The following is a 24168-nucleotide window of genomic DNA, read 5'->3' on the forward strand; positions in this document are numbered from 1 at the left end:
ACTATAAATGAACTATGGCTAAAATCCTGGGCAGAAAGATGATCAATCCAATGATCACACTTATGATCGCAAAGATCAGGACAGCTCCAGCAGAGATATCTTTTGCCTGCTTCGCAAGCGGATGAAACTCTTTTGTATACAAATCTACAGTCCGTTCAACAGCGGTATTCATCATCTCCAAAGCAATCATTCCTCCGATCGCGAGCAATACTGCGATCCATTCTGATCTTGTAATAGAGAATGCGAATCCAGCTAAAATGACAAGAACAGAAATGCAAATATGAATCTGCATATTTCGTTCTTTGGAAGCTGCAGATGCAATTCCTTGAAACCCAAACCGGAACGAAGAAACCAAACGATGCTTCTTCCGTTTATTAGCGTGCAAGCCCATAACCATCGAGAATTTCTTTTTGTCTGTCGAACATCTTTTTCTCATCTTGCTCGTTCATATGATCATAACCTAACAAATGAAGGAAGCCATGGACAGCGAGAAAACCGAGCTCCCTCATAAAGGAATGATTATATTCCTCTGCCTGTTCTCTGGCTCTAGGAACAGATATAATAATATCCCCTAAAACGCGAGGTATGTCTGCACCTACAACTTCAATCTCCCCTTCTCCCATCTCCTCCAAAGCAAAGGAGATCACATCGGTCGGCTGGTCTTTATCACGGTATTCCCTGTTGATCTCCTGAATACGTTCATTCGAGACAAATGTTACGGAAAGCTCACTTCCTGCCTGAATCTTCTCCATGTCAGCAGCAAAATTCAGCAATTTTTCAATTTCTTCTATCTCTTGCTTTGCCAATTCATTTAATTCATCTAAGAAATCAATTTCTAGTTTCATGCTTGCTTCACCTTCTGTTTATTCATTTCTGGATATTCGATCCTTGAATGGAAAATCCCCTTGAGTGTCTCACATAGTGTATCAGCAACTGTATCAAGCTCTTTAAGCGTTATGTCACACTCACCTAGCTGCCCATCCTGGAGCCTGTCAGCTATAATATTTCGCACAAGTGTCTCGATTTGCTCGTGGGTAGGATGCGCAAGCGACCGGACAGCCGCTTCTACACTGTCTGCAATTCCAATGACTGCTGACTCCTTTGTTCGCGGCTTAGGTCCTGGATATCGAAAATCCTCTTCCTTTACATCATGCCCGTTTTGTTTTGCTTTGTGGTAAAAGAATTTTAACAAAGTTGTTCCGTGATGCTGCTCAGCGATATCAATAATTTCTTTTGGCATCCGATGCTTGCGGAGCATTTCAGCTCCATCAGTGGCATGGGCAATGATAATATTTTTGCTTGTTAATGCTGGAAGCTTATCATGCGGGTTATCCATGTTTATTTGATTTTCAATAAAGAACTGAGGCCTTTTTGTTTTTCCAATATCATGGTAGTAGCATCCCACCCTTGCCAGAAGCCCGTTTGCTCCGATCGACTCACAAGCTGCTTCTGAAAGATTGGCAACCATGACGCTGTGGTGGTAAGTACCTGGAGCTTCCGTAAGGATTTTTCTTAAAAGCGGATGATTCGGATTGGAAAGCTCAATCATCCTCAAGGTAGACAGGATGCCAAATCCAGCTTCGAAAAATGGCAAAAGGCCAATTGTTAAAACAGCTGAGGTAATTCCAGACAGGAAGGCTGCTATTAAGTAAAAGCCATATTCCATTCCAGAGTATTGGCTGTTCCTAAGAAAAATGTTTGAAACGATGATGATTAAATTGATAACAGATACAAATAATCCTGCCTGGAGAATTTTCGAGCGCTGATTTTGTTTCTGCAAAAACAAAATAGCCGCCAGCCCGCTCGCAAGAATATAGATACCAACTGTTACATTCAACGTCCCAGTAATGCCCTCATTGAAAATAATTGTTCCTGAAATTGCCAAGACGACCGTTTGAAACAGTGCCAAGCGTTCATTGATCAATATTTTAATTAGCATGGCCCCCATCGCCGCCGGAAAAATGTAACCGACCTCCGAATATTCAAATTCCTCGAAAATGCTAACTAATTTCATCAAAAGTATAGAAGTGATGAAAATAATACTGAAAATTAAAAGGTACTTTTGTTTTTTATCAGCGTTTTCCATCTCATTAAAAATAAAATAAAATGCAAACAAAATGAGGGATACAATCATGGCCAGGCCGATAAATGGTTTGTATGAATTTTCACTTTCCAGCAGCCCCACAAGCTGAAGTTTCTTATAAATGTCCCTGCTGATTAACTGTCCTTCATCCACTAGGATTTGCCCCTCAAGTATCCGGACAGGTTCTATTTCATCCATAGCTTGCTGCCGCAATTCCTCAGTCGCATCGGAATCGTAAAACTCGTTCTGGACAACGGCATAACGACCCATCTCTATGACTGCATCCTTTAAATCACTGTTTAAGCTTGTATATTTTAGTTCTTCTTCCAAACGTTTTTTTGCATTTTCAACTTGATCAGCTGGAATCCGAGAATCCATAACCTTATTGATTGCAGTAACAGTTAAATCTTTCGCTACTGCCAGCTCCTCATTCGCCGACTGAAGTAAAGTAATGAACACTTGGTCGGATAGACTCCTTGTTTCACTTTCTGTCAATTTAGTTTTCAACGCAGCAAGCTTTTCATTTATTGTAGGTTCTTTAGCGGTGGTATCCTCTGCTTCATTATTGTCCAAAGCATCTTTTTTCTTTTGGTTTATTTTTTCCTCTGCCTCATCATTTACTTCAGAAACAGAATCAAAAATAGAAGTAACCAGGTCGACCCGGTTTTGGGTATATTCCTTTTTGACTGAATAAATATCTTTAACCTGCTCAACCGCTTCCCTGCGGCTTTTTTCTGTACTTTCTTTATCTTCGATTGTAATAGGCGACCTGATGGTCTGCTCTGCAACAGAGAACAGCTCCAGGTTTAGTTTCTCAGGCTTTACATTGCTGTACATAGCAGAATACATCACAATGCCAATGAGCAAAAATAAAAGTACCCGGACAATCTTTATATTCAACAATTTCAGAATAGCAGTTAACTGGATCTGCAGCTTATCCATTTACAGCCCTCCTACTATGGCTTTTTAGAAGCCACAAGAGTTTACTGGGAAAAATAACTAACTTTCTGTTCCATCATATCAGGTTTCACGTTAACTTTCATCTCCATTTGACAATAGGGGATCAAGTTGGTTCATACGCTATGGAATATGACTATTCATCACTTATATATGACCATTTACTTTCCTATGTATAACCAAAAGTCCGCCTTGTAAAGCAAGAGCGGACTGACATTGGTTTATTCAAACTTTCCGTATGCTTCTATGATCCTTCCAACCAGTGGATGACGTACAACGTCTGCCTGTTCAAGATGCACAAAAGAAATTCCCGCAACATCTTTTAAAATATTTTCAGCGGCGACTAATCCTGACTTGGCTCCTTTAGGCAAATCGACTTGAGAAGTATCACCCGTGATGACCATTTTCGAACCGAAACCAAGCCGAGTCAAGAACATTTTCATTTGTGCCTGAGTTGTATTTTGCGCTTCATCGAGGATGACAAAAGCATCGTCAAGAGTCCGTCCACGCATGTAGGCAAGTGGTGCAATCTCGATTGTTCCTCGTTCAATCAAGCGCAATGTATGTTCTGTTCCTAATATATCATGAAGCGCATCATATAATGGGCGAAGATATGGATCCACTTTTTCCTTCAAATCCCCAGGGAGAAATCCTAGGCTCTCCCCTGCTTCTACTGCAGGCCTTGTTAGGATAATTTTGGACACAGTCCCATTTTTGAGTGCATTCACAGCCATTACTACTGCCAGATATGTTTTTCCAGTACCTGCAGGACCAATGCCAAAGACAAGGTCACGACTTTTAATAGCATTGATATAATGCCGCTGGCCGAGGGTTTTTACCCTAATGGATTTTCCTTTAACGTTTTTGCTTATTTCTTCATCAAATAAATCCTTGAAGTATTCAAGCGTTCCTTTTTCTGCCATCTGAATTGCATATACCGTTTCCCGCTGGCTTATGCTGATACCTTTCCGTATGACGGCAAGAAGATTAACCAGAACGGCCTGTGCCTGCTGTACTTTATCCTCTGGCCCGGAGATACCGAGTGTTTCCCCACGGGTGACGATCGAGACACCAAGCTCTTGTTCAATTAGCTTAAGATTCATATCCGCGTTGCCGAATAAGGAAATTGCTTCATTTGGATTCGCAAGTTGTATTTCCATTGTTTTTAAGTCTTCTGTCATTCTCAGTCTCCTTGGATAATTGGTTGTCCTACTGCTATATCTTCAATGATTGTAAAATGAGTTATTAGGTTTACTTTATCATTCTCGAATGATTGATGTAAAATTTTTTCCCCTTTTATAATAGCATTTTCAGGAAGGTGTTTTTTTATATCTTTTCTTGCTAATTCTTTTGCACTTTCAATCGCTTCTTGTTTAGTATAGATTCTTGTCACTTGTTCCCGTTCTCTTAGAGTCTTTTTTTCAACAGTAAGTGGCAGGCTCCATTTAAAGAATTTCACTCGCTTCTCGTTCACTTCCGTTTCATATTCAGAGAACTCTGTCTTTCCAAATCCCCAGACCGGCATCACTTTTCCAACTATTTTTAGCGCATATTTACGCTTCTCATTTCCGTTGAAAACCTGAAAGGTACTTTTAAGAGGCAATTCTACCTTTGTTGAATACCATGTCTCGCCAAGGATCTCTCCAGATGCTGCTACAGATTTTAAAGCGTCCTCTTTCCCATAAACCCCTGAGACCAATAGCTGGCCCGGCAATACATAATCATTCACCTTTACTACAGGTTCACCTTTTTCCACGAAAATTTTTACAATCGCCGCTTTTCTTTTCGCTACCAAATGCCTTGGTCCGATAGCCTCCGCCTTCTTTGGCTCACTCTTTTCGACTACTTGAAAATGGTATGTTGTCCCTTTTAATTCCACACCAATCCAGGTAAGGGCCCCTATTTGATCTGTCAACACTCTCTGGATGCTTTCTACATTATCTATAGAAAACTGCAGCTTGCCGACACTGATTCCCATCTTGTCCAATTCCTTACGAATCTGATGTTCTGTTGCAGGGCTCGCACCTTTTATTTCAATTCCCCAAACCATGTTGGATAGAACCATAATCAACGCAAAAAACAAACAGGCACCAAGTAAAAAACCACTGTTTGTCCATAATCTTCTTAAAAAGAAAGGGCCACCAGCCCTTTCTAAAAACCTGATTTTACATTGGCTGTCTCTTGCTGGAATCCTCAGTTTCTTAACGTCCTGCAGGTTCACATAAAAGGTCACAGTTTCTGAGCCATGCTTTCTCACATTCCAAATGGAAACCTCATTACGTGTCAACTGGTTTAAAAATCTCTCAATGCCTTTTCCGGTCAGCTTGACCTTCACCGTGCCAGAAAAGATATGAATCCATTGATTTTTCATTGCTCTCCCCCTCGTATCAGTCGGTTACATATTGCACCTGATCGATTTTTCCTTCTAATAATATTTCTTCTGGTAAAATGGTCCTGATGACAAAGGCTTTGCCCTTTACCAGCAGCTGTCCGTTTTTTATGAGCAGCCGGACTTCGCCATCGGAAAACGCAAGCAGACCCCGGTGATTTTCAATATATATATGGACTTGCCCAATCATCGTGATTCTAGGGAGATCCATCATGACATCTTGAGGAAGATCCATTTTCTGTGTCATCCATTTACGTACATACTGGCCCCATTTTTTTGCCATAAAAAAAAGAACCCCCTTTCATCTCATATGTATGAGAAAAAAGCAGGTTCTAGCACCATTTTTCACTTATAGAAGCATTCCTTTTTAACTGCTGCCACTTGCGAATGTTAAGAGCGGCAGCACAGACGAACAAAGGAATTTTTTCAGCATTCGTCTTAAAGAGCACATATAAAAGGTTTATAAGATTTCTGACCTTTTGTACGGCTGGGTTACGCCCTTAATACCTGTCTAGTCTCTGCTTCCTGGGCTGTACGGCTTTTTAGCGCGCGGCTGGCCAAGCACTTCTGCCCATATTAAACCCTCAATCAGCCGGTCTTGATCAGGCTGAAAATCCAGTACAGGCTCCTCTTTAGCGCCAGTATGACGCGGACGGACAGCAGCATCCTCAGTGGACAATCTGCCTCTGTCAGCAGTTCTTGGCTTACTCTCACTCATTTCAGCCTGCCGCTTTCTTTCCTGATATTCTTTTTGGATGCTGCTTGCATCCACAGCCTCTCTCGCAGTTTTAGCTGGTTGAGGCTTGGTCGCGCGGCTCTGGACAGGGCGAGGTTCACGGCGAATCTCACGTTGAGCTTTTACGGGACCATCCATACCCGCAGGCTTGCTGGCAGGTCGTACAGGCCGTGGTGGCTGGTTGTTTTGGCCATGGCCTTTAGCTTTATTAAAAAGGCTCGACAGAATGCCGATCAGGACGAATATTACAAACGGGTTACCTATTAAATCAAACAATCGTTCCAGGAGGAGCCCCCCTTTCTTTTAACGGGTTCTCTCGTCAGTTGTTATTGTTGTCATCTTTCTTTCCACCAGAAAGCTTACCGATGGAGCCTCTCATATCCGTATCTGCAGAAATGTTCTGGATGTTCATGTAATCCATCACACCTATATTGCCTTCACGCAGTGCTTCCGCCATAGCAAGCGGTACTGTTGCTTCTGCCTCGACAACCTTGGCTCTCATTTCCTGTACGCGTGCTTTCATTTCCTGCTCCTGTGCAACCGCCATAGCACGGCGCTCTTCGGCTTTAGCCTGAGCAATTTTTTTGTCAGCCTCTGCCTGTTCTGTCTGAAGTTCTGCTCCAATATTTTTGCCGATATCTACGTCCGCAATATCAATGGATAAGATTTCAAATGCAGTTCCAGCATCCAATCCTTTTGAAAGAACCGTTTGCGAAATCATATCTGGATTTTCCAGCACTTTTTTATGATTATCTGATGAACCGATTGTTGATACGATCCCTTCACCAACACGAGCCACAATCGTTTCCTCGCCGGCACCCCCGACTAGCCTGTCGATGTTTGCTCTAACAGTAATTCTGGCTTTTGCTTTCACTTCAATTCCGTCCATCGCAACACCGGCAATGAATGGAGTTTCGATCACCTTCGGATTTACGCTCATTTGTACAGCCTCAAGGACATCACGCCCTGCAAGGTCAATTGCTGCCGCTCTTTCAAAAGATAATTCAATGTTAGCACGGTGTGCCGCAATCAAGGCATTTACGACTCTGTCAACATTACCACCAGCAAGGTAATGGCTCTCCAGCTGGTTAGTCGTTACATTCAGACCCGCTTTGTGTGCTTTGATCATCGGATTGATAACCCTGCTTGGAATTACCCTTCTAAGTCTCATCCCGATCAGGGTGAATATGCTGACTCTTACACCAGCAGCTAATGCGGATATCCAGAGCATTACTGGAACAAATGTCAGTAATACCCCGAGTAGAATTACCGCAAGTACGATTGCAATTAAAACAAAAGCTGTTCCTGCTTCAATCATTTTTGTGCCTCCTCAAAATTATTATTAGATGGTGTCAACTAAACGCTCGCACATAGATAACATTGTGCTTTGTTGACTCCATAAAAGCGGATTAATCTTTTTACCATTCAAAATGGGACACCGAAGTGAATGAGCCTTTATTAAGGATTTTTAACCTCTCTGACCACAATTCTTGATCCTTCTGTTTTTATAATCCTTACTCTTATACCCTTCGATATGAATGCGCCTTCACTTACCACATCAATGCGCTCATCGTCTACCAATATTGTTCCAGACGGCCTCAGCGGTGTCAAAGTGATTCCTTCAACCCCAATAAGCTCCAGCCGATTCTTATTCGAAACATATCCTTTTTCCGTGCTCGTTGAATCTGTCAGTATGATTCGCTTGAATAGTTTCATCCTTTTTCCAAACACCCTTATCATTAGAATTGATAGAAGTATAGAGGCACTCAGGGCAATCAATATCGATATCCCCATATGGACCATATTATCAGAAGCGATAAAAAAGCTGGCAATTACGGCTACAAACCCGATTGCTCCTGCTATCCCTCCAGGGATGAAAAACTCCAGCAGGATCAGCCCAATTCCCAATGCGAATAAAATCACTGTTTCAAAGCCAGCAAGGCCGGCGACAAGATGACCATAGAAAAATAATAGCAGTGATGAAAGTCCAGCTAAACCTGGCAATCCAAATCCCGGTGAGTATAGCTCCAAAACGAGCCCAAGGCTGCCAATTGTGAGCAAAATAGGAATGACAACCGGATGCGTCAGAAACCTTGCAAGCTTTTCTGCGAATGTTTCATTCACATTCCTGACATCTGCATTTTCATAACCTAGCTTAGCTAATAATTCATCCAGATTTTTTACAGTGCCTTCAGAATACCCAACCTCTCGCGCCTGTTCTGCAGTCAATGTGAGCAATTTCCCTTTGCCGGCACCTAACTCCGGCAGGTCGATATTTTCATCAGCCATAGCCTGAGCATAAATCGGATCGCGCCCGCTTTCTACTGCTGCGCTCTTCATAGCCGCAAACCAATAGGATTCAGCCTTTTTCCCTGCTGTATTTCCCTGCTGGTCGATTATCGCGGCAGACCCCATTGTTGAACCAGGAACCATATAAATTTCGTCAGTGTTTAGGGAAATGTAGGCTCCTGCTGATAAGGCTTGCTTGTTTACAAATGCAATGGTTTTCACTTCTGTGCCCGTTAGAAGCTTGCCAATGCCACCTGCGGCATCCACAGCTCCGCCGGGTGTATTCACATCAAAAATGATGGCCTCTGCGTTTGCTTCCTCTGCCTCATGCACAGCTCTTTCCAAAAAGGCAAGCAATCCTTTTTCGACCGTTTCTTCAATAGGTACGACGTAAACTACTTTCTCTTTCGCATCTGCGGTATACGGTTTGATCAGCCCGGCCAGTGACAAAATAATGATCAGGCTGGCAATCACTGATTTTATTTTCAATTTGGCACCCCCATTCACAAAAATAAGGCCATATTGGTATTACGTAACCGCATCCAGAAAGGTTTCATTATTTTATCAATTTTTAGCCAAGATTGTTTTGTATGTTTTTATTGTTTATGCAGGTTCTTTTCGTATACTTATTGCTTATCCTTCAAAAAAACAATCTTTTAGAAAACTGCCATTAAAAAAGTCCGCATCGACAAACTTATTCATATTTTATGCACTAAAATGGCACTATAATTACCTTTTATGAATAAGCATCAAATAGTCGTTATTAGACAAACATTTATATGTATTCCTACCTTTTAGTGTATGCTAAAAAGGCCGTAAGAAAATCTTACGGCCTTCGAGCTTTTATGAAAGGTGTTGTTGTACAAGTTTATTAACGAGAGATCCGTCTGCTTTACCTTTTACTTTAGGCATAATGACAGCCATTACTCTACCCATATCGGTTTTTGATGCCGCACCTGTCTCTGCGATAGCGTCCTTGACGATTGCCGTCACTTCTTCTTCGCTAAGCTGCTGTGGCATGTAAACCTCGACATGCTTTAGTTCTGTTTGTATCTTTTCAACAAGGTCTTCACGACCCGCCTTTTCAAATTCCTGGAGGGAATCTTTGCGTTGTTTCACTTCACGAGAAAGTACAGTTAACTCTTCTTCTTCGGATAGCTCCTGTTTGCCAAACTTAATTGCTTCGTTCTGCAAAGAGGCTTTGATCATCCGAATCGTAGTGAGTCTGTCCTTTTCTTTGTTCTTCATCGCTTGTTTCATATCATTATTTAAACGCTCGAGCAGACTCAATTTGATTCCACCCTCTCTTAGAACTTGCGTTTTCTAGCAGCTTCAGACTTTTTCTTACGCTTTACACTAGGTTTTTCGTAGAATTCGCGCTTTCTAGCTTCTTGGATAGTACCTGATTTAGATACAGTACGTTTGAAGCGTCGAAGAGCATCTTCAAGCGATTCGTTTTTACGAACGACAGTTTTAGACATTCTCTTTCCCTCCCTCCGAGCACAACACACTAACACCAAAACACATGGAAACCATGTACCTTGCAATTATAATATAACAGCGCCATGAGGTCAACTGAAATTAGCCCATGTTTTAAATAATGTGCATATGTTGAATTTTATCCTTCAGGAAAATTTATATGCATGTCCAGCATCGCCCTTCATACATATTATTGAAAGGGTGAATGTGATGGTCTATCTATTATTATTTCTTTTGTTCCTGGGTATTTTTCTAAGCGGAATGATGTTATTAAGAAAAGGGCTTTTTCAGCTTTCGGCAAGCAGGATGAAGAACTGGCTTTCAGTCATGACTGATACTCCTTTAAAAGGACTCATTGCCGGTACAGTTGTTACAGCTCTTTTGCACAGCAGTTCCGCTGTAATGGTGATCACCATTGGGCTGATTTCAGCTGGTTTGATTAAGTTTTCTCAATCAATAGGAATCATTCTCGGTTCAAATATCGGAACAACATTTACGCTGGAGCTAATAACTTTCAATATAGATGGATTCATTGTTCCCTTGGCAATGATCGGTGCCGTGCTGCTTGTGACAAAAAATAGTACATGGAAAAATATTGGCGCAATTTCCTTTGGGATTGCAGCAGTTTTTGCGGCCATGCGTGGCTTTACGTTCCTGGCAGACCCAGTGACAAGCATCCCAATCGTGGAAAGTGCTCTCGGGAACCTGAACACTAGTCATGTGATCAGTATTCTAACCGGCACGATTGTCACTGGGCTGATTCAATCCAGCACCGCAATGACAGGTATCATCATGGGCTTCCTTACAGAAGGAACGCTAAATATGGATTCAGCCATCGCTGCCATGCTAGGCGCAAATATAGGGACGTGCATTACCGCATTGCTTGCTTCGATCGGAGCCGGCAGGGAAGCAAGGCTGACTGCCTATGCCCATGTCTGGCTGAATGTTGCAGGAGCAGCTGCCTTTTATCCGTTCATTGATCAGCTAGCTGGCCTTGTCCCCCTCACCGCCCATCGCGCTGAGGTCCAGCTTGCACATGTAAGTGTAGTATATAATGTCATTGCTTCTCTGCTGGTCCTTCCTTTTGCTGAAAAATTCGGCAGAATGGTCGAGTTTGTTCATGGAAAACGGATTAATTAGTATAAAAAGCTTGTCAATTTTAAAAAATCAATTTAAGCAGTTCCTCGATAGCCTTCTTATATTAACCCATGATAATGGAGGAAGCACTAACAATTAACATTTATTAGATAATCAAAAAATGAGCTGGCATCTTCGCCAGCTCATTTTGATTAAACAGCAGCCTCTTCAACTACATTTTCATCTTCTAAAACACGGACAAATTGTCCTTCATTGAACGGATATCCTGCTTTTATTATCTTAACCTTCACAATTTTACCGACCATTTCTTCAGCAGCAGGGAAAACTACTTTCAGGTAGTTATCTGTATAGCCCACATATAAACCACTATCGGGAGCATCCTTGTAAATCTCTTCAGGAATTACTTCTAATACCTCATTCTCAAACTGAGAAGCATATTCCTTCGCCAGCTGGTCTGAAAGGTGGATCAATCGGTGTACACGTTCATTTTTAACATCCTCATCCACCTGGTCTTCCATTCTCGCAGCAGGAGTTCCCGTACGTTTTGAATATGGGAAAACATGAAGTTCTGAAAACTGATGCTTCTTAATGAAATTATACGTTTCCATGAATTCTTCTTCTGTTTCTCCCGGGAAGCCGACGATGATATCAGAAGTTACTGCAAGCCCCGGCAATACTTCTTTTAAACGGTCGAGGCGCTCTCCGAAGAATTCCATCGTATATTTTCTGCGCATTCTCTTTAATACTGTATCAGAACCAGACTGAAGCGGGATATGCAGATGACGTACAACAATATTGGACTGGTCAATTACTTCAATCACTTCATCAGTAATCTGGCTGGCTTCAATTGAAGATATACGTAGACGCTTAATGCCTCTAACCTGTGCCTCCAAGTCTCTTAGAAGCGCTGCAAGGTTATAATCTTTCATATCTTCCCCATAGCCGCCTGTGTGGATGCCTGTAAGGACGATTTCCTTATAGCCTGCATCTACAAGCTGCTGTGCCTGGCGGATCACTTCCTGTGGATCACGTGATCTCATAAGGCCGCGTGCCCATGGGATAATACAGAAGGTACAGAAATTGTTGCAGCCTTCCTGAATCTTTAATGAAGCTCTTGTACGGTCCGTAAATGCTGGAACATCCAACTCTTCATAAACGCGGTTCTTCATGATATTCCGGACAGCGTTAATTGGCTGGCGCTCCTGCTTGTACTGTTCAATATACTCCAGCATTTTTACACGGTCCTGTGTTCCGACAACGATATCAACTCCAGGAATCGCCATGATTTCTGCAGGAGATGTTTGTGCATAGCAGCCGGTTACACAAATAACGCCATCAGGATTTTTCCTCACAGCTCGACGAATGACCTGGCGGCTTTTCTTGTCTCCAGTATTTGTTACTGTACATGTATTAATAATATAAACATCAGAGATTGCTTCAAATTCTACTCTCTCATATCCTTGTTCTTTAAATAACTGCCAAATGGCTTCTGTTTCGTAATGATTAACCTTACAACCTAATGTATGAAACGCAACTGTAGGCATTATTTTCACCCCAATAATTCAAAATGATAGGAAACAGCAGAAAGTGCATATAATGGTGCTGTTTCTGTACGCAAGATGCGTGGTCCAAGACCACAGGATACAAAGCCGTTTGCAGTTAGATGGGAAACCTCCTCAGAGGTCAATCCGCCTTCCGGACCAAATACGATCAGGAGGCTGTCGCCTGCCTGCATTTTCTTTAGGGTTGAAGCAAGGGCTGATGTTTCTCCCTCCCTCGCTTCCTCCTCATAGGCAATAAGCTTATGCTTATACTTGCTGCCGGCATTAATTAGTTCTTTGACACTAAGCGGTTCTGAGACATTGGGAACTCTGCTGCGATGCGACTGTTCTGCAGCTTCCTTGGCAATCTTTTGCCACCGTTCAATCTTTTTGGCAGCTTTCTTGCCATCCCATTTGACAACCGAGCGGGATGCAGTGAAGGGGACAAATTCATAGGCACCAAGTTCTGTGCCCTTCTGGATTATCAATTCGAGCTTATCCCCTTTAGGCAGACCGCTCGCTATAACAACATTGACCGGCAGCTCGGAGGTCCCTTCTTCCCATTTTACAACGTTTGCCACAACCATTTCATCGGTAATTTCTGCAATATGGCAAATCGCGCTTTTTCCCTCTGGCAAAACACAAATAATTTGATCACCAGCCTTCATCCTCATGACACGTACAATGTGATGATAATCATCGCCACTAATAATGAATTGATCCTTGCTTCCCTGTCTATCAATAAAATAACGCTGCACCACAGCACCTGCTTTCCAATCGAAATGAAGCTGGATATCTTTGCCTAAAAAAAGACAGAAAAAAGGGGCATTACTTGTTCCCCTTTTCCCTAGATTATTTCTTTTTGCCTATAATTGCAACCCAGTCTTCCATTGCAATAATTTCTTCAATCTCAAAACCAGCGTTGATCATCGCATCCTTAACAACTTCTTTTTTCTGCTGGATGATCCCGGAGGTAATGAAGTAGCCTCCAGTTTTCACAATTTTGCCGGCATCGTCCGCAAACCTGAGGATCACTTCAGCGAGAATATTCGCGACAACTATGTTTGCACCCTCTGCTACACCATCTAAAAGGTTGTTTTGAGACACTGTTGCAACTTCCTGAACTTTATTTAGTTTAATATTCAGTTTCGCCACCTGAACTGCTACATCATCAAGGTCCATCGCTTCTACTCTTGAAGCACCAAGCTTTGCAGCCGCAATACTAAGGACTCCTGAACCAGTACCGACGTCTACAACCCGGTCACCTTGTTTGACGGTTCTTTCCAGCGCCTGGATGCACATAACTGTTGTCGGGTGTGTGCCTGTTCCGAAAGCCATTCCAGGATCAAGTTCAATGATCAGTTCATCTGTATTTACTGGAGTATAGTCCTCCCAGGTTGGGACAATCGTGAACTTTTCGGAAATTTTCACCGGATTATAATATTTCTTCCAGGCAGTTGCCCATTCTTCCTCATTTACTTCACTGATTGAAACCTTGTTCATTCCGATATCGATATTGTAGATAATCAGGTTATTAATTGCTTCTTTTATTTCATCAACTGTTTCTCCAAGAAAACTATTCACAGGGAGATAAGCTTTGATAATGACACCTTCTTCAGGATAATCGTCTGGATTAAGTTGGTATATTTCGCCGAACTGGTCCTCTCTTTCCTTCACAAGCTCGAGTGGATCTTCAATCACTACACCACTTGCTCCTGCCTCATGCAGGATATTTGAAATCGGCTCAACCGCTTCATTCGTTGTCAAAATGCTGATTTCAGACCATTTCATTTATACCAGCTCCATTCAATTAATCACCTTTAAAGGCTCGTTTTACTTTTGAGAAAAAGCTTTCTTCATGCTCCCCAATCGGCGATTGGCCACTGACATCCGCAAATTCCCTCAATAGCTGCTTTTGTTTCTCTGACAGCTTTGTAGGTGTAACAATACGAACCAGAACATGCTGGTCACCTGTACCATAACCGCGGACATTAGGGACTCCCTTGCCTTTTAAGCGGAATTTAGTCCCAGTTTGAGTGCCTGCCGGGATTTTTAATTTTACCTTGCCATGCAATGTCGGCACTTCTACTTCGTCACCTAATGCTGCCTGGACAAATGTGATTGGCATTTCACAATAGATATCATCGCCATCACGTTCAAAGAATTCATGGGATCTGATGTGGAAAACAATATAAAGGTCTCCGGATGGTCCGCCGTTAATACCAGCTTCGCCTTTTCCGGCAACTCTTAACTGCTGGCCATCATCGACACCTGCAGGGATTTTCACATGGATTTTATTACGTCTTGTCACTTTTCCTGTACCGGAACATGTTGAACATTTTTCCTTAATTTCTTTGCCTGTACCATTGCAATAATGGCAAACACGGCGATTGACAATACGTCCAAACGGTGTGTTTTGTTCAACATTCAACTGGCCGCTTCCATGACAATGTTTACATGTATCCACTTTCGTGCCCGGCTTTGCACCTGATCCGTCGCATGTATCACATGTTTCTTCACGAGGAATTTCAATATCCGTTTCCTTGCCGAATACAGCCTCTTCAAACTTCAGAGTCATTGTATATTGAAGGTCAGCACCCTGCCTTGGCGCATTTGGATCTCGGCGTCTGCCGCCGCCTCCGCCGCCAAAGAAAGAATTAAAGATATCTTCGAATCCGCCAAAGCCGCCACCAAAGTCTCCCCCGCCAAAGCCCTGGTTCGGATCAACATGGCCAAACTGGTCATAGTGGGCACGCTTTTGGTCATCGCTCAGCACTTCATATGCTTCTTTAACTTCTTTGAATTTTTCGTCTGCTCCCGGCTCTTTGTTGATGTCCGGATGGAATTGTTTAGAAAGCTTTCGATAAGCCTTCTTTAGTTCATCCTTGGTAGCCGATTTGCTGACACCAAGGACTTCATAGTAATCCCGTTTGCTCATGATTACCACTCCCGAATCTTTTCACATAAAGATAATTCTAACATTCCCGTATATTCAAGTGCAATATTTAAAAACATCTATTATGCGGTATTTTAGTAGTCATATTTCTTTGTCGTAGCTATAAATAAAAAGCCAAAGCCAAGTATGACCTGACTTTGACTTTTTGTGTTAATTAATTATTTATCGTCATTTACTTCTTCAAATTCTGCATCAACGATGTTGTCGTCTTTAGGTCCGTCTTGTCCAGGTGCACCTTGTTGCGCCTGTGCTTGCTTAGCAGCTTCTTCATAAAGCTTCACGCTAAGGTTTTGGACGATTTCCTGCAATGCATCCTTCTTAGTGCGGATTTCTTCGATGTCGTTCTTCTCGATTGCTGCCTTCAGCTCATCTTTAGCATCGGTTGCACTCTTGACATCAGCTTCGTCCACTTTTCCTTCAAGATCTTTTAAAGTCTTTTCAGCTGTAAATACTAACTGGTCAGCCTCATTGCGAAGTTCAACTTCTTCTTTAAGCTTCTTGTCCGCATCAGCATTTTCTTCAGCTTCTCTTACCATGCGTTCGATTTCGTCATCAGAAAGTCCAGTTGATGACTTGATTGTAATCTGTTGTTCTTTGTTTGTTCCAAGGTCTTTTGCACGAACGTTAACGATCCCATTCTTATCGATATCAAACGTAACTTCAATCTGAGGAATTCCGCGTGGTGCTGGCGGAATGTCAGTCAGTTGGAAACGGCCAAGTGTTTTATTGGCAGAAGCCATTGGACGCTCACCTTGAAGCACGTGGATATCTACAGCAGTCTGGCTGTCTGCAGCAGTAGAGAACACTTGTGATTTAGATGTTGGAATTGTAGTGTTCCGGTCAATTAACTTAGTGAATACGCCACCCATTGTTTCAATACCAAGTGAAAGCGGAGTAACATCCAGCAAGACAACATCCTTAACATCACCAGAGATGACACCACCCTGGATTGCAGCACCCATTGCTACAACTTCATCAGGGTTAACTCCTCTGTGTGGCTCTTTTCCAGTTTCCTTCTTGATCGCTTCCTGTACGGCAGGAATACGAGTAGATCCGCCGACAAGGATTACTTTATCAAGTTCAGAAGGATTTAAACCAGCATCTTTAAGTGCCTGGCGAGTTGGTCCCATTGTACGCTCTACCAATCCAGCAGAAAGTTCTTCAAATTTCGCACGAGTCATGTTCACTTCTAAGTGAAGCGGTCCTGCTTCTCCTGCTGTGATGAATGGAAGAGAAATCTGTGTAGAAGTTACACCAGAAAGATCCTTCTTTGCTTTTTCAGCAGCATCCTTCAAGCGCTGAAGAGCCATTTTGTCTTTAGAAAGGTCAATGCCATTTTCCTTCTTGAATTGCTCTACCAAATAATCAATGATTACCTGGTCAAAGTCATCGCCGCCAAGACGATTGTCACCAGCAGTAGCTTTTACTTCAAATACACCATCGCCCAATTCAAGGATGGAAACGTCAAACGTACCGCCACCAAGGTCATAAACTAAGATTGTCTGGTCTTCGTCCATTTTGTCTAGACCATAAGCAAGTGCAGCTGCTGTTGGCTCGTTGATGATACGTTCAACTTCAAGACCGGCAATTCTTCCTGCATCCTTGGTTGCCTGACGTTCTGCATCATTGAAATATGCTGGAACTGTAATGACAGCCTTTGTTACTGGCTCACCAAGATAGTCTTCTGCATAAGACTTCAAGTATTGAAGAATGACAGCAGATAATTCCTGAGGTGAGTACTCCTTGCCTTCAGCTTCAACTTTATGGTCTGTACCCATGTGACGTTTAATTGAAATGATTGTATTAGGGTTTGTGATAGCCTGGCGCTTAGCAACCTCACCTACCTGGCGCTCACCATTTTTAAATGCTATTACCGAAGGTGTCGTTCTGTTTCCTTCTGGATTTGGAATAACCTTTGGCTCGCCGCCTTCAAGTACGGCCACACAAGAGTTAGTTGTACCTAAGTCAATACCGATAATTTTACTCATATTTATTACCTCCTAGCTAAAATATGTAACCACGATTATTGGTTCACTTTTACCATTGCTGGACGAATTACGCGGTCCTTAAGCATATAGCCTTTTTGGAACTCTTCCACTACGATGTTAGAACCGTAATTTTCATCTTCAGCCTGCATGACGGCCTGGTGAAGATGTGGATCAAATTCTTTGCCAACAGCCTCGATTACTTCAACGCCCTCATTTTTAAGAGCATCTAGCAAGCTGCGGTAAACCATTTCGACTCCCTGCATAAGGGATTTTGCCTGTTCGTTATCTACTTCCATCTTCATTGCTCTATCAAAATTATCAATAGCTGGGAGCAGATCAGTGATTACGCTTTGTGCTCTATATTTAGCGCTCGCTTCAAGTTCAATTCTTGATCGGCGGCGGAAGTTATCAAAGTCAGCCTGTAGGCGCAGGTAACGGTTGTCAGCATCCTCAAGTTTCGCTTCCAATTCAGCAATTTTAACTTGAACTGGATCTTGCTCCTGATCAGGAACCTCTACAGTCTGTTCAGAAGCTTCATTTTCAGCAAAAACTTCTTCAACCTTCTCTTCTTCCAACTGGCTGTTCAACTCTTGCTCAGTGTTTCTTTCTTCTGTCACGTTAACTCACCTCCCTTAAAAGTTTGCGGCTCGGTCTATGGCATTAAGCCTGGCAGCATTTATTTCATCGAAAGATCAGGATGGACCTGGCCTTCATTTGAAAACACATAACAATTCGGGATGGAACAGGCTGCTCCACCCTTAATCAATATTTCCATGCCTATTTATTTTGATACAGCTCCGTCAACACCTTTGAAAGATCCGTGCTGATCAATTGGAGCAAGCTTATTACGCGTGAATATTCCATCCTCGTTGGACCAAGCACAGCAATCGTACCTAGTTTTTCAGCTCCCATCGAATAGGTAGCTGTAATGAGGCTGCAATTTTCCATGGCGGAATTGTCATTTTCAGTGCCGATTTTTATGTTGATTCCAGCAGGATTTTTCCTGATCAGCTGATATAGTCCATCCTCTTGCTCAATCATGTTCATAAGACTGCGGATTTTTTCTACATCATTGAATTCAGGCTGACTCAGGATATTGGTCTTGCCTCCGAAAAACACCTTTTCATGTGCAGGCATATTCAAAGTATCGGTTATCGTATTTAGCAGTAAATCATAGCTGCTAATATGCTGACGCAGCAACACGGCAATTTCCTTATAAATCTTTGAGTTAAGATTTGTAAGGGGAACCCCTGCCAGGCGTTCATTGAGAATATTGACCATTTTCTCAACATCGGAAGGATCAACACTTGTTGGAAAATGGAAAATCCTATTTTCCACATGACCTGTATCCGTTACGATAATCGCGATTGCAGTATCCTTGTTCAACGGGACAATCTGGAGCTTTTTTAATTTATTGTCCTTTACAGCTGGTCCCAAGACAATCGAAGTATAATTGGTCATTTCAGAAAGGATTTTCGCTGATTTTTGAACGATCTTTTCAAGCTCGTAAATTCTTTCAGCAAAAATGGAATTAATCGCAGCCATATCTGAATGATTCAATTTTTGCGGCAGCAGAAGATTATCAACATAATAACGATACCCTTTCTCCGAGGGAATTCTACCCGAAGAAGTATGAGTTTTTTCAATGAAACCTAGATCTTCTAGATCTGCCATTTCATTTCGGATTGTAGCCGAACTGAAGGTTATTTCCTCTTTTTTCGACAAGCTCCTTGAACCTATCGGCTGAGCTGAACGAATAAAGTCATCAACAATCACCTGCAATATTAGCACCTGACGATCTGTTAACAACATCATCACCTCTGTTAGCACTCTATAAGAACGAGTGCTAATTCTAAAAATAATTTATCAATAAACGCTGAGGATGTCAATGATTTGATACCCCAATGAATGATTGAAAAACTTCGTTACCGAGCATCCGTCCCTGCCGAGTTAAGAAGATACGTTTATCATCCATTTTTAGCAGTCCTTTTTCAGACCATTCATTAATTTGCTCAGCAAATAAATGAATAGGATTTTCATTGAATTTTTCCTGAAAATGTCGAATCGATATACCTTCTGTTTTCCTTAGTCCCAAGAACATTTCCTCTTCTATCTTTTCCGCGCGAGTAACTTGGTGCGCATCCATGATTGGCAGCTCATCCTTCGCCAACGGGTCCATATATTTTTTGAGAGGACCGTAGTTGGATTGTCTCATTCCGTTTACATAGCTGTGTGCCCCTGCTCCAAATCCATAGTATTCTTCATTATTCCAATACGTTAAATTATGCCTGCTTTCAAACCCCGGGACAGCAAAATTGCTGATTTCATATTGAAGCAGCCCATGAAGCTCCATTTGCTCCATAAGCGTTTCATACATTTCAGCTTCTGCATCCTCTCCAGGAACTGTAAGCTTGCCCTTTTGCATCAGGTTATAAAAAACAGTTTTTGGCTCAATGATCAGTGAATAGCCTGAATAATGGACAAGTCCGAGACTTAGCGCTGTATGAATAGAATCTATGACATCCTGTTTCGTCTGGCCAGGGAGGCTGTAGATAAGATCCACGCTGATGTTTTCAAAGCCAACCGCTTTTGCATTGACGATTGATTCAAAGACATCCTTTGCACGATGGCTCCTGCCAATTCTTTTAAGGAGTTCATCATTGAAGGTTTGAACCCCAAAGCTTAATCGATTTACTCCAGCATTTTTCAATATTGTAAGTTTTTCCTTAGATAAATCTCCAGGATTGGCTTCAAATGTGTATTCCGTACTGCTGTCTATTTTAAGCTGCCTATTGATGCCATCAACTAGTCTTTCTAGCTGCTTCTCATTTAAGGCTGTTGGTGTCCCGCCGCCGACAAACACCGTTTCAAGAACGCTTTTATCCTCTTTTACTGTAAGCTCCATTTCCTTTTCTAGCGATTGCAAGTATTCATCAACAGGCTGCCCTTTCATAAATACCTTGTTAAAATCACAATAATGGCAAATATGATGACAGAACGGGATATGAATGTATGCTGCTTTCATTTATCAATCACTTCCTAAGAGGCATTCGCCATGATTTCATGAATAACTATTGAAAAAAGAGGCTAGATACACTTGCGTCCACAAGTACATCCAGCCTCCCTTGCTATTTTATTTCTTCGGAGTGGTATCGTCCATTTTCAGAACGGCCATGAAGGCTTCTTGCGGAACTTCAACAGAACCAACCTGCTTCATCCGTTTCTTACCTTCTTTTTGCTTATCAAGAAGCTTTCGTTTACGTGAGATATCCCCACCGTAACACTTAGCCAATACGTTTTTGCGCATCGCTTTAATCGTTGAACGAGCCACGATTTTTTGCCCGATGGCTGCCTGGATTGGAACCTCGAACTGCTGCCTGGGAATAAGATCCTTCAATTTCTCAACGATGATCTTTCCGCGTTCATATGCGAAATCATTATGAACGATGAAGCTCAAGGCATCTACCTTTTCAGCATTTAAAAGGATATCCATTTTAACAAGCTTAGATGGTTTATAGCCAATCAATTCATAGTCAAATGACGCATAGCCTTTCGTGCTTGATTTCAACTGGTCGAAGAAATCATAGACGATTTCGGATAACGGGATTTCATAAACGATATTTACACGTGTTTCGTCCATATATTGCATATCGATGAAAATTCCGCGTTTTTCCTGGCAAAGCTCCATGATTGCACCCACATAATCATTCGGCGCCATCATTGTTGCTTTTACATAAGGCTCCTCAACACGTGCAATCTTTTGAGGGTCTGGCATGTTTGATGGATTATCCACCTTCACTTCAGAACCATCCGTCATGATGACATCGTAAATAACGCTTGGTGCTGTGGTGATTAGATCGATCTTAAATTCTCGCTCGATCCGCTCCTGGATAATTTCCATATGAAGAAGTCCAAGGAATCCGCAGCGGAATCCAAATCCTAGTGCCTGGGATGTTTCTGGCTCAAATTGAAGTGCTGAATCGTTGAGTTCAAGTTTTTCAAGAGCTTCTCTTAAATCGTTGAATTTAGCACTATCAATTGGATACAAACCGCAATATACCATTGGATTCAAACGGCGATAACCTGGAAGCGGTTCAGTCGCACCATTCTTCGCGCTAGTAATTGTATCACCGACACGCGTGTCGCCAACATTTTTAATAGCCGCTGTTAAGAATCCTACATCACCAACAGTCAGCTCTGCTGAAGGAGTCGATTTTGGAGTAAACACTCCTACCTCTGTCACTTCAAATTCCTTGCCTGTCGCCATCATCTTAATTTTATCTCCAACCTTAACCGTACCATCGACCACCCGAATATAGGCTACAACACCACGGTAGGCATCATATAGAGAGTCAAAAATCAAGGCTTTCAAAGGAGCATCGGGATCCCCTTCCGGAGCCGGAACCTTCTCGACGATTTGTTCAAGGATTTCTTCAATCCCAATTCCCGCTTTTGCAGACGCAAGAACAGCTTCAGAAGCATCCAAACCGATTACTTCTTCAATCTCATTTCGAACCCGTTCAGGATCGGCACTCGGTAAATCGATCTTATTGATAACCGGCACAATCTCCAGGTCATTATCGATTGCCAGGTATACGTTCGCCAATGTCTGGGCTTCAATTCCCTGTGCGGCGTCGACTACAAGAACAGCACCTTCACAAGCAGCCAGGCTTCGTGACACCTCATAAGTGAAGTCGACGTGCCCTGGAGTATCAATCAAATGGAAAGTATAGAGTTCTCCGTCTTTCGCCTTATATCTCAATTGCACTGAATTCAATTTAATTGTTATTCCGCGTTCACGCTCTAAATCCATGGAATCTAAAAGCTGATCCTTCATCTCACGAGATGTCAACGCATTCGTTTTCTCTAGGATTCGGTCAGCCAATGTGGACTTACCATGGTCAATATGGGCGATAATCGAAAAATTTCGTATTTTACTTTGTCTTTTCAGTCTATCTTCTCTGTTCATTGCGTTTCACTCCTACTATACTCGCGCATGTACACTATTGTTGATTATATCAGCAGGGATATCAAGATTCAATGAAAAACGAAAAGTGCAGTCTTCATAAATATTGATTAACCGAGATTTTTTAATCTTAGAAACAAGAAAATTGTATGGTTTACTTTCTAATATTAGGCAACGGGTTGATTATGTACTAAAACGTTCACTGGATATTTATATGCTTTTCAATAAAAATAGAAGTGAAAGGATGTGGGTCATGTTTAAAAAGAATCGCTCAGAACCAGAAGATCTAAGAGTCATGAAAGCATTGAATTATCGGATGGAATTGCCGGATAAGGACAAGCAATACTATTTAAATCTTCAAAAAGGATTCGAAGGTGAGGTTTTGTTTGATGAATATCTTCATAGAATAGAAATTGAATCTTATGTTCTTAACGATTTACTATTTGAATTGAACCATTCACATTTTCAAATTGACTCGCTGCTAATTTCACAGGACCACATGCATCTATTCGAGGTGAAGAACTACGAAGGAGAGTTTTATTTTGAAGGTGAAAAATTCAAAAAGATTAACGGAGTCGAAGTTAAAAATCCTATGCTTCAGTTAGATAGAAACGAATCTCTTTTCAGGCAACTAATGCATAGTTTCCATATTAAAATCCCCATTAGAGCGTACCTCATATTTATCAATCCTGAATTCACTTTATACCAGGCACCCCTTGACCGAAGAATCATAATGCCAACCAATCTAAACCGTCTAATCCAACAATTTGATACCCAGAAGTCGACTTTGAATAACCAACACGCCAGACTGTCTGAAAAATTACTATCAGCCCATTTAACGAAATCCCCTTTCAGCAAAGTACCCGAGTACGATTATAATGAGCTGCGAAAAGGAGTGTTTTGCGAGTCATGCGGTACGGTTATGAAAGAATACCGTCCGGTCATATTAACATGCCAAAAATGCGGAAAACATGAGAATACGAAAGACGCTCTATTACGAAGTATTGAGGAGTATAAGATCTTAAATCCAACTAAAAAGATATCTACGAATACAATTTATGAATGGTGTGGGGATCTTTTTCCGAAGAAAATAATCAACCTCATATTGAAGGGAAATTTCATTGTATCAGGTTACGGACAATGGTCATATTATCAATGATTTTTTATTTATTGTTTTGTTCCCCAATGGTTTGCATTGGGGAACTTTTATTTTGATTTTTCAGTCGCACATCAGGTCCATGGACAAACTTATTTTCAATAATCTTGCTTTTCCAGGCGCCAATAGGCTTCATTGGATATACGGATTTCCATAATATTGCTTTTCTAAGTGCCAATAGGCTTCATTGGATATCAAAATTTCCATAATATTGCTTTCCTATGTGCCAATAGGCTTCATTGGATATCCAAGTTTCCATAATATTGCTTTTCCAAGTGCCAATAGGCTTCATTGGATATCCATTTTCCCATAATATTGCTTTTCTAGGTACCAATAGGCTACATTGGATATCCAAGTTTCCATAATCTTAATTTTCCAGGTGCCAACCGTCTTCATTGGTTATTTATTTTTACATAATTTCACTTTCAAAGAAGCTAATCGGCTTTTTGGGTAACCTGTTTTGCTCAGCCACCGGTTTTTGAGGCGCCAATCTGTTTATTTGATGAACTATTGTACCCCCTTGCTTTTCC

Annotated in this window: 22 protein-coding genes; 2 read left to right on the plus strand and 20 right to left on the minus strand. The window is 41.8% G+C overall.

Annotated elements, in window-relative coordinates; all coding sequences use genetic code 11:
* Nucleotide 1 precedes the first annotated feature (1 nt).
* The 11 genes from V7201_RS12385 to rpsU all read right to left on the minus strand — a co-directional run bounded on the left by V7201_RS12385 (nucleotide 2) and on the right by rpsU (nucleotide 9935).
* The gene (locus V7201_RS12385; protein WP_335377098.1) at nucleotides 2–391 is read right to left on the minus strand and encodes a diacylglycerol kinase family protein; all 390 of its coding nucleotides are present in this window, start codon (nucleotides 389–391) and stop codon (nucleotides 2–4) included.
* Complete coding sequence (gene ybeY / locus V7201_RS12390; RefSeq protein WP_335377049.1) at nucleotides 375–845, minus strand: rRNA maturation RNase YbeY; 471 nt, start codon at nucleotides 843–845, stop codon at nucleotides 375–377. Before ybeY ends, V7201_RS12385 begins: the two co-directional genes overlap by 17 nt.
* A complete protein-coding gene (locus tag V7201_RS12395; RefSeq protein ID WP_335377050.1) occupies nucleotides 842–3025 on the minus strand; it encodes an HD family phosphohydrolase in 2184 nt (727 codons plus the stop codon). Before V7201_RS12395 ends, ybeY begins: the two co-directional genes overlap by 4 nt.
* Nucleotides 3026–3261: 236 nt before the next feature.
* Nucleotides 3262–4221 carry a PhoH family protein gene (locus tag V7201_RS12400; protein WP_335377051.1) on the minus strand — a complete coding sequence of 320 codons (960 nt, stop codon included), beginning with the start codon at nucleotides 4219–4221 and terminating at the stop codon, nucleotides 3262–3264.
* Nucleotides 4222–4223: 2 nt separating this feature from the next.
* Nucleotides 4224–5411, minus strand: coding sequence for a sporulation protein YqfD (gene yqfD, locus V7201_RS12405; RefSeq protein ID WP_335377052.1), 1188 nt, complete (start codon nucleotides 5409–5411; stop codon nucleotides 4224–4226).
* A 16-nt stretch (nucleotides 5412–5427) separates the two neighbouring features.
* Entirely contained in the window at nucleotides 5428–5712 is a 285-nt protein-coding gene (yqfC, locus tag V7201_RS12410) for a sporulation protein YqfC (protein ID WP_335377053.1), read from the minus strand.
* A gap of 228 nt (nucleotides 5713–5940) precedes the next feature.
* The gene (locus V7201_RS12415; RefSeq protein WP_335377054.1) at nucleotides 5941–6441 is read right to left on the minus strand and encodes a hypothetical protein; all 501 of its coding nucleotides are present in this window, start codon (nucleotides 6439–6441) and stop codon (nucleotides 5941–5943) included.
* Between the two features lie 43 nt (nucleotides 6442–6484).
* Nucleotides 6485–7483, minus strand: coding sequence for a flotillin-like protein FloA (floA, locus tag V7201_RS12420; protein ID WP_335377055.1), 999 nt, complete (start codon nucleotides 7481–7483; stop codon nucleotides 6485–6487).
* A 140-nt stretch (nucleotides 7484–7623) separates the two neighbouring features.
* On the minus strand, nucleotides 7624–8937 hold the full coding sequence (locus V7201_RS12425; RefSeq protein WP_438825046.1) for an NfeD family protein: 1314 nt from the start codon (nucleotides 8935–8937) through the stop codon (nucleotides 7624–7626).
* 360 nt (nucleotides 8938–9297) lie between these two features.
* A complete protein-coding gene (locus tag V7201_RS12430) occupies nucleotides 9298–9744 on the minus strand; it encodes a GatB/YqeY domain-containing protein (protein ID WP_335377056.1) in 447 nt (148 codons plus the stop codon).
* 17 nt (nucleotides 9745–9761) lie between these two features.
* On the minus strand, nucleotides 9762–9935 hold the full coding sequence (gene rpsU / locus V7201_RS12435; RefSeq protein WP_015595024.1) for a 30S ribosomal protein S21: 174 nt from the start codon (nucleotides 9933–9935) through the stop codon (nucleotides 9762–9764).
* 208 nt (nucleotides 9936–10143) lie between these two features.
* Here rpsU and V7201_RS12440 point away from each other — a divergent pair, with 208 nt between their 5' ends.
* A complete protein-coding gene (locus V7201_RS12440; RefSeq protein WP_335377057.1) occupies nucleotides 10144–11073 on the plus strand; it encodes a Na/Pi symporter in 930 nt (309 codons plus the stop codon).
* Nucleotides 11074–11222: 149 nt separating this feature from the next.
* Here the strand turns inward: V7201_RS12440 and mtaB are convergent, their stop codons facing one another.
* From mtaB to lepA, 9 genes are all read right to left on the minus strand, one after another.
* On the minus strand, nucleotides 11223–12575 hold the full coding sequence (gene mtaB / locus V7201_RS12445; RefSeq protein ID WP_335377058.1) for a tRNA (N(6)-L-threonylcarbamoyladenosine(37)-C(2))-methylthiotransferase MtaB: 1353 nt from the start codon (nucleotides 12573–12575) through the stop codon (nucleotides 11223–11225).
* Between the two features lie 5 nt (nucleotides 12576–12580).
* Nucleotides 12581–13330 (minus strand): 16S rRNA (uracil(1498)-N(3))-methyltransferase, encoded by a 750-nt coding sequence (locus V7201_RS12450; protein WP_335377059.1) that lies wholly within the window; start codon nucleotides 13328–13330, stop codon nucleotides 12581–12583.
* A 94-nt stretch (nucleotides 13331–13424) separates the two neighbouring features.
* Complete coding sequence (gene prmA, locus V7201_RS12455) at nucleotides 13425–14363, minus strand: 50S ribosomal protein L11 methyltransferase (RefSeq protein ID WP_335377060.1); 939 nt, start codon at nucleotides 14361–14363, stop codon at nucleotides 13425–13427.
* Between the two features lie 19 nt (nucleotides 14364–14382).
* Nucleotides 14383–15510: a molecular chaperone DnaJ gene (gene dnaJ, locus V7201_RS12460; RefSeq protein WP_335377061.1), complete on the minus strand. Its 1128-nt coding sequence runs from the start codon at nucleotides 15508–15510 to the stop codon at nucleotides 14383–14385.
* 176 nt (nucleotides 15511–15686) lie between these two features.
* A complete protein-coding gene (gene dnaK, locus V7201_RS12465) occupies nucleotides 15687–17516 on the minus strand; it encodes a molecular chaperone DnaK (protein WP_335377062.1) in 1830 nt (609 codons plus the stop codon).
* A 35-nt stretch (nucleotides 17517–17551) separates the two neighbouring features.
* Nucleotides 17552–18133 (minus strand): nucleotide exchange factor GrpE, encoded by a 582-nt coding sequence (gene grpE / locus V7201_RS12470; protein WP_335377063.1) that lies wholly within the window; start codon nucleotides 18131–18133, stop codon nucleotides 17552–17554.
* A gap of 160 nt (nucleotides 18134–18293) precedes the next feature.
* Entirely contained in the window at nucleotides 18294–19325 is a 1032-nt protein-coding gene (gene hrcA, locus V7201_RS12475) for a heat-inducible transcriptional repressor HrcA (RefSeq protein WP_335377100.1), read from the minus strand.
* Between the two features lie 76 nt (nucleotides 19326–19401).
* Nucleotides 19402–20541 (minus strand): radical SAM family heme chaperone HemW, encoded by a 1140-nt coding sequence (gene hemW, locus V7201_RS12480; protein WP_335377064.1) that lies wholly within the window; start codon nucleotides 20539–20541, stop codon nucleotides 19402–19404.
* A 108-nt stretch (nucleotides 20542–20649) separates the two neighbouring features.
* Nucleotides 20650–22485 carry a translation elongation factor 4 gene (gene lepA, locus V7201_RS12485; RefSeq protein ID WP_335377065.1) on the minus strand — a complete coding sequence of 612 codons (1836 nt, stop codon included), beginning with the start codon at nucleotides 22483–22485 and terminating at the stop codon, nucleotides 20650–20652.
* A 250-nt stretch (nucleotides 22486–22735) separates the two neighbouring features.
* On the opposite strand from lepA, the gene V7201_RS12490 reads away from it, so the two are divergent.
* The gene (locus V7201_RS12490) at nucleotides 22736–23641 is read left to right on the plus strand and encodes a nuclease-related domain-containing protein (protein WP_335377066.1); all 906 of its coding nucleotides are present in this window, start codon (nucleotides 22736–22738) and stop codon (nucleotides 23639–23641) included.
* Nucleotides 23642–24168: the final 527 nt, after the last annotated feature.

The sequence above is a fragment of the Bacillus sp. JJ1122 genome (genome assembly GCF_036964885.1).
In the GTDB taxonomy this organism is placed as follows: Bacteria; Bacillota; Bacilli; order Bacillales; family Cytobacillaceae; genus Mesobacillus.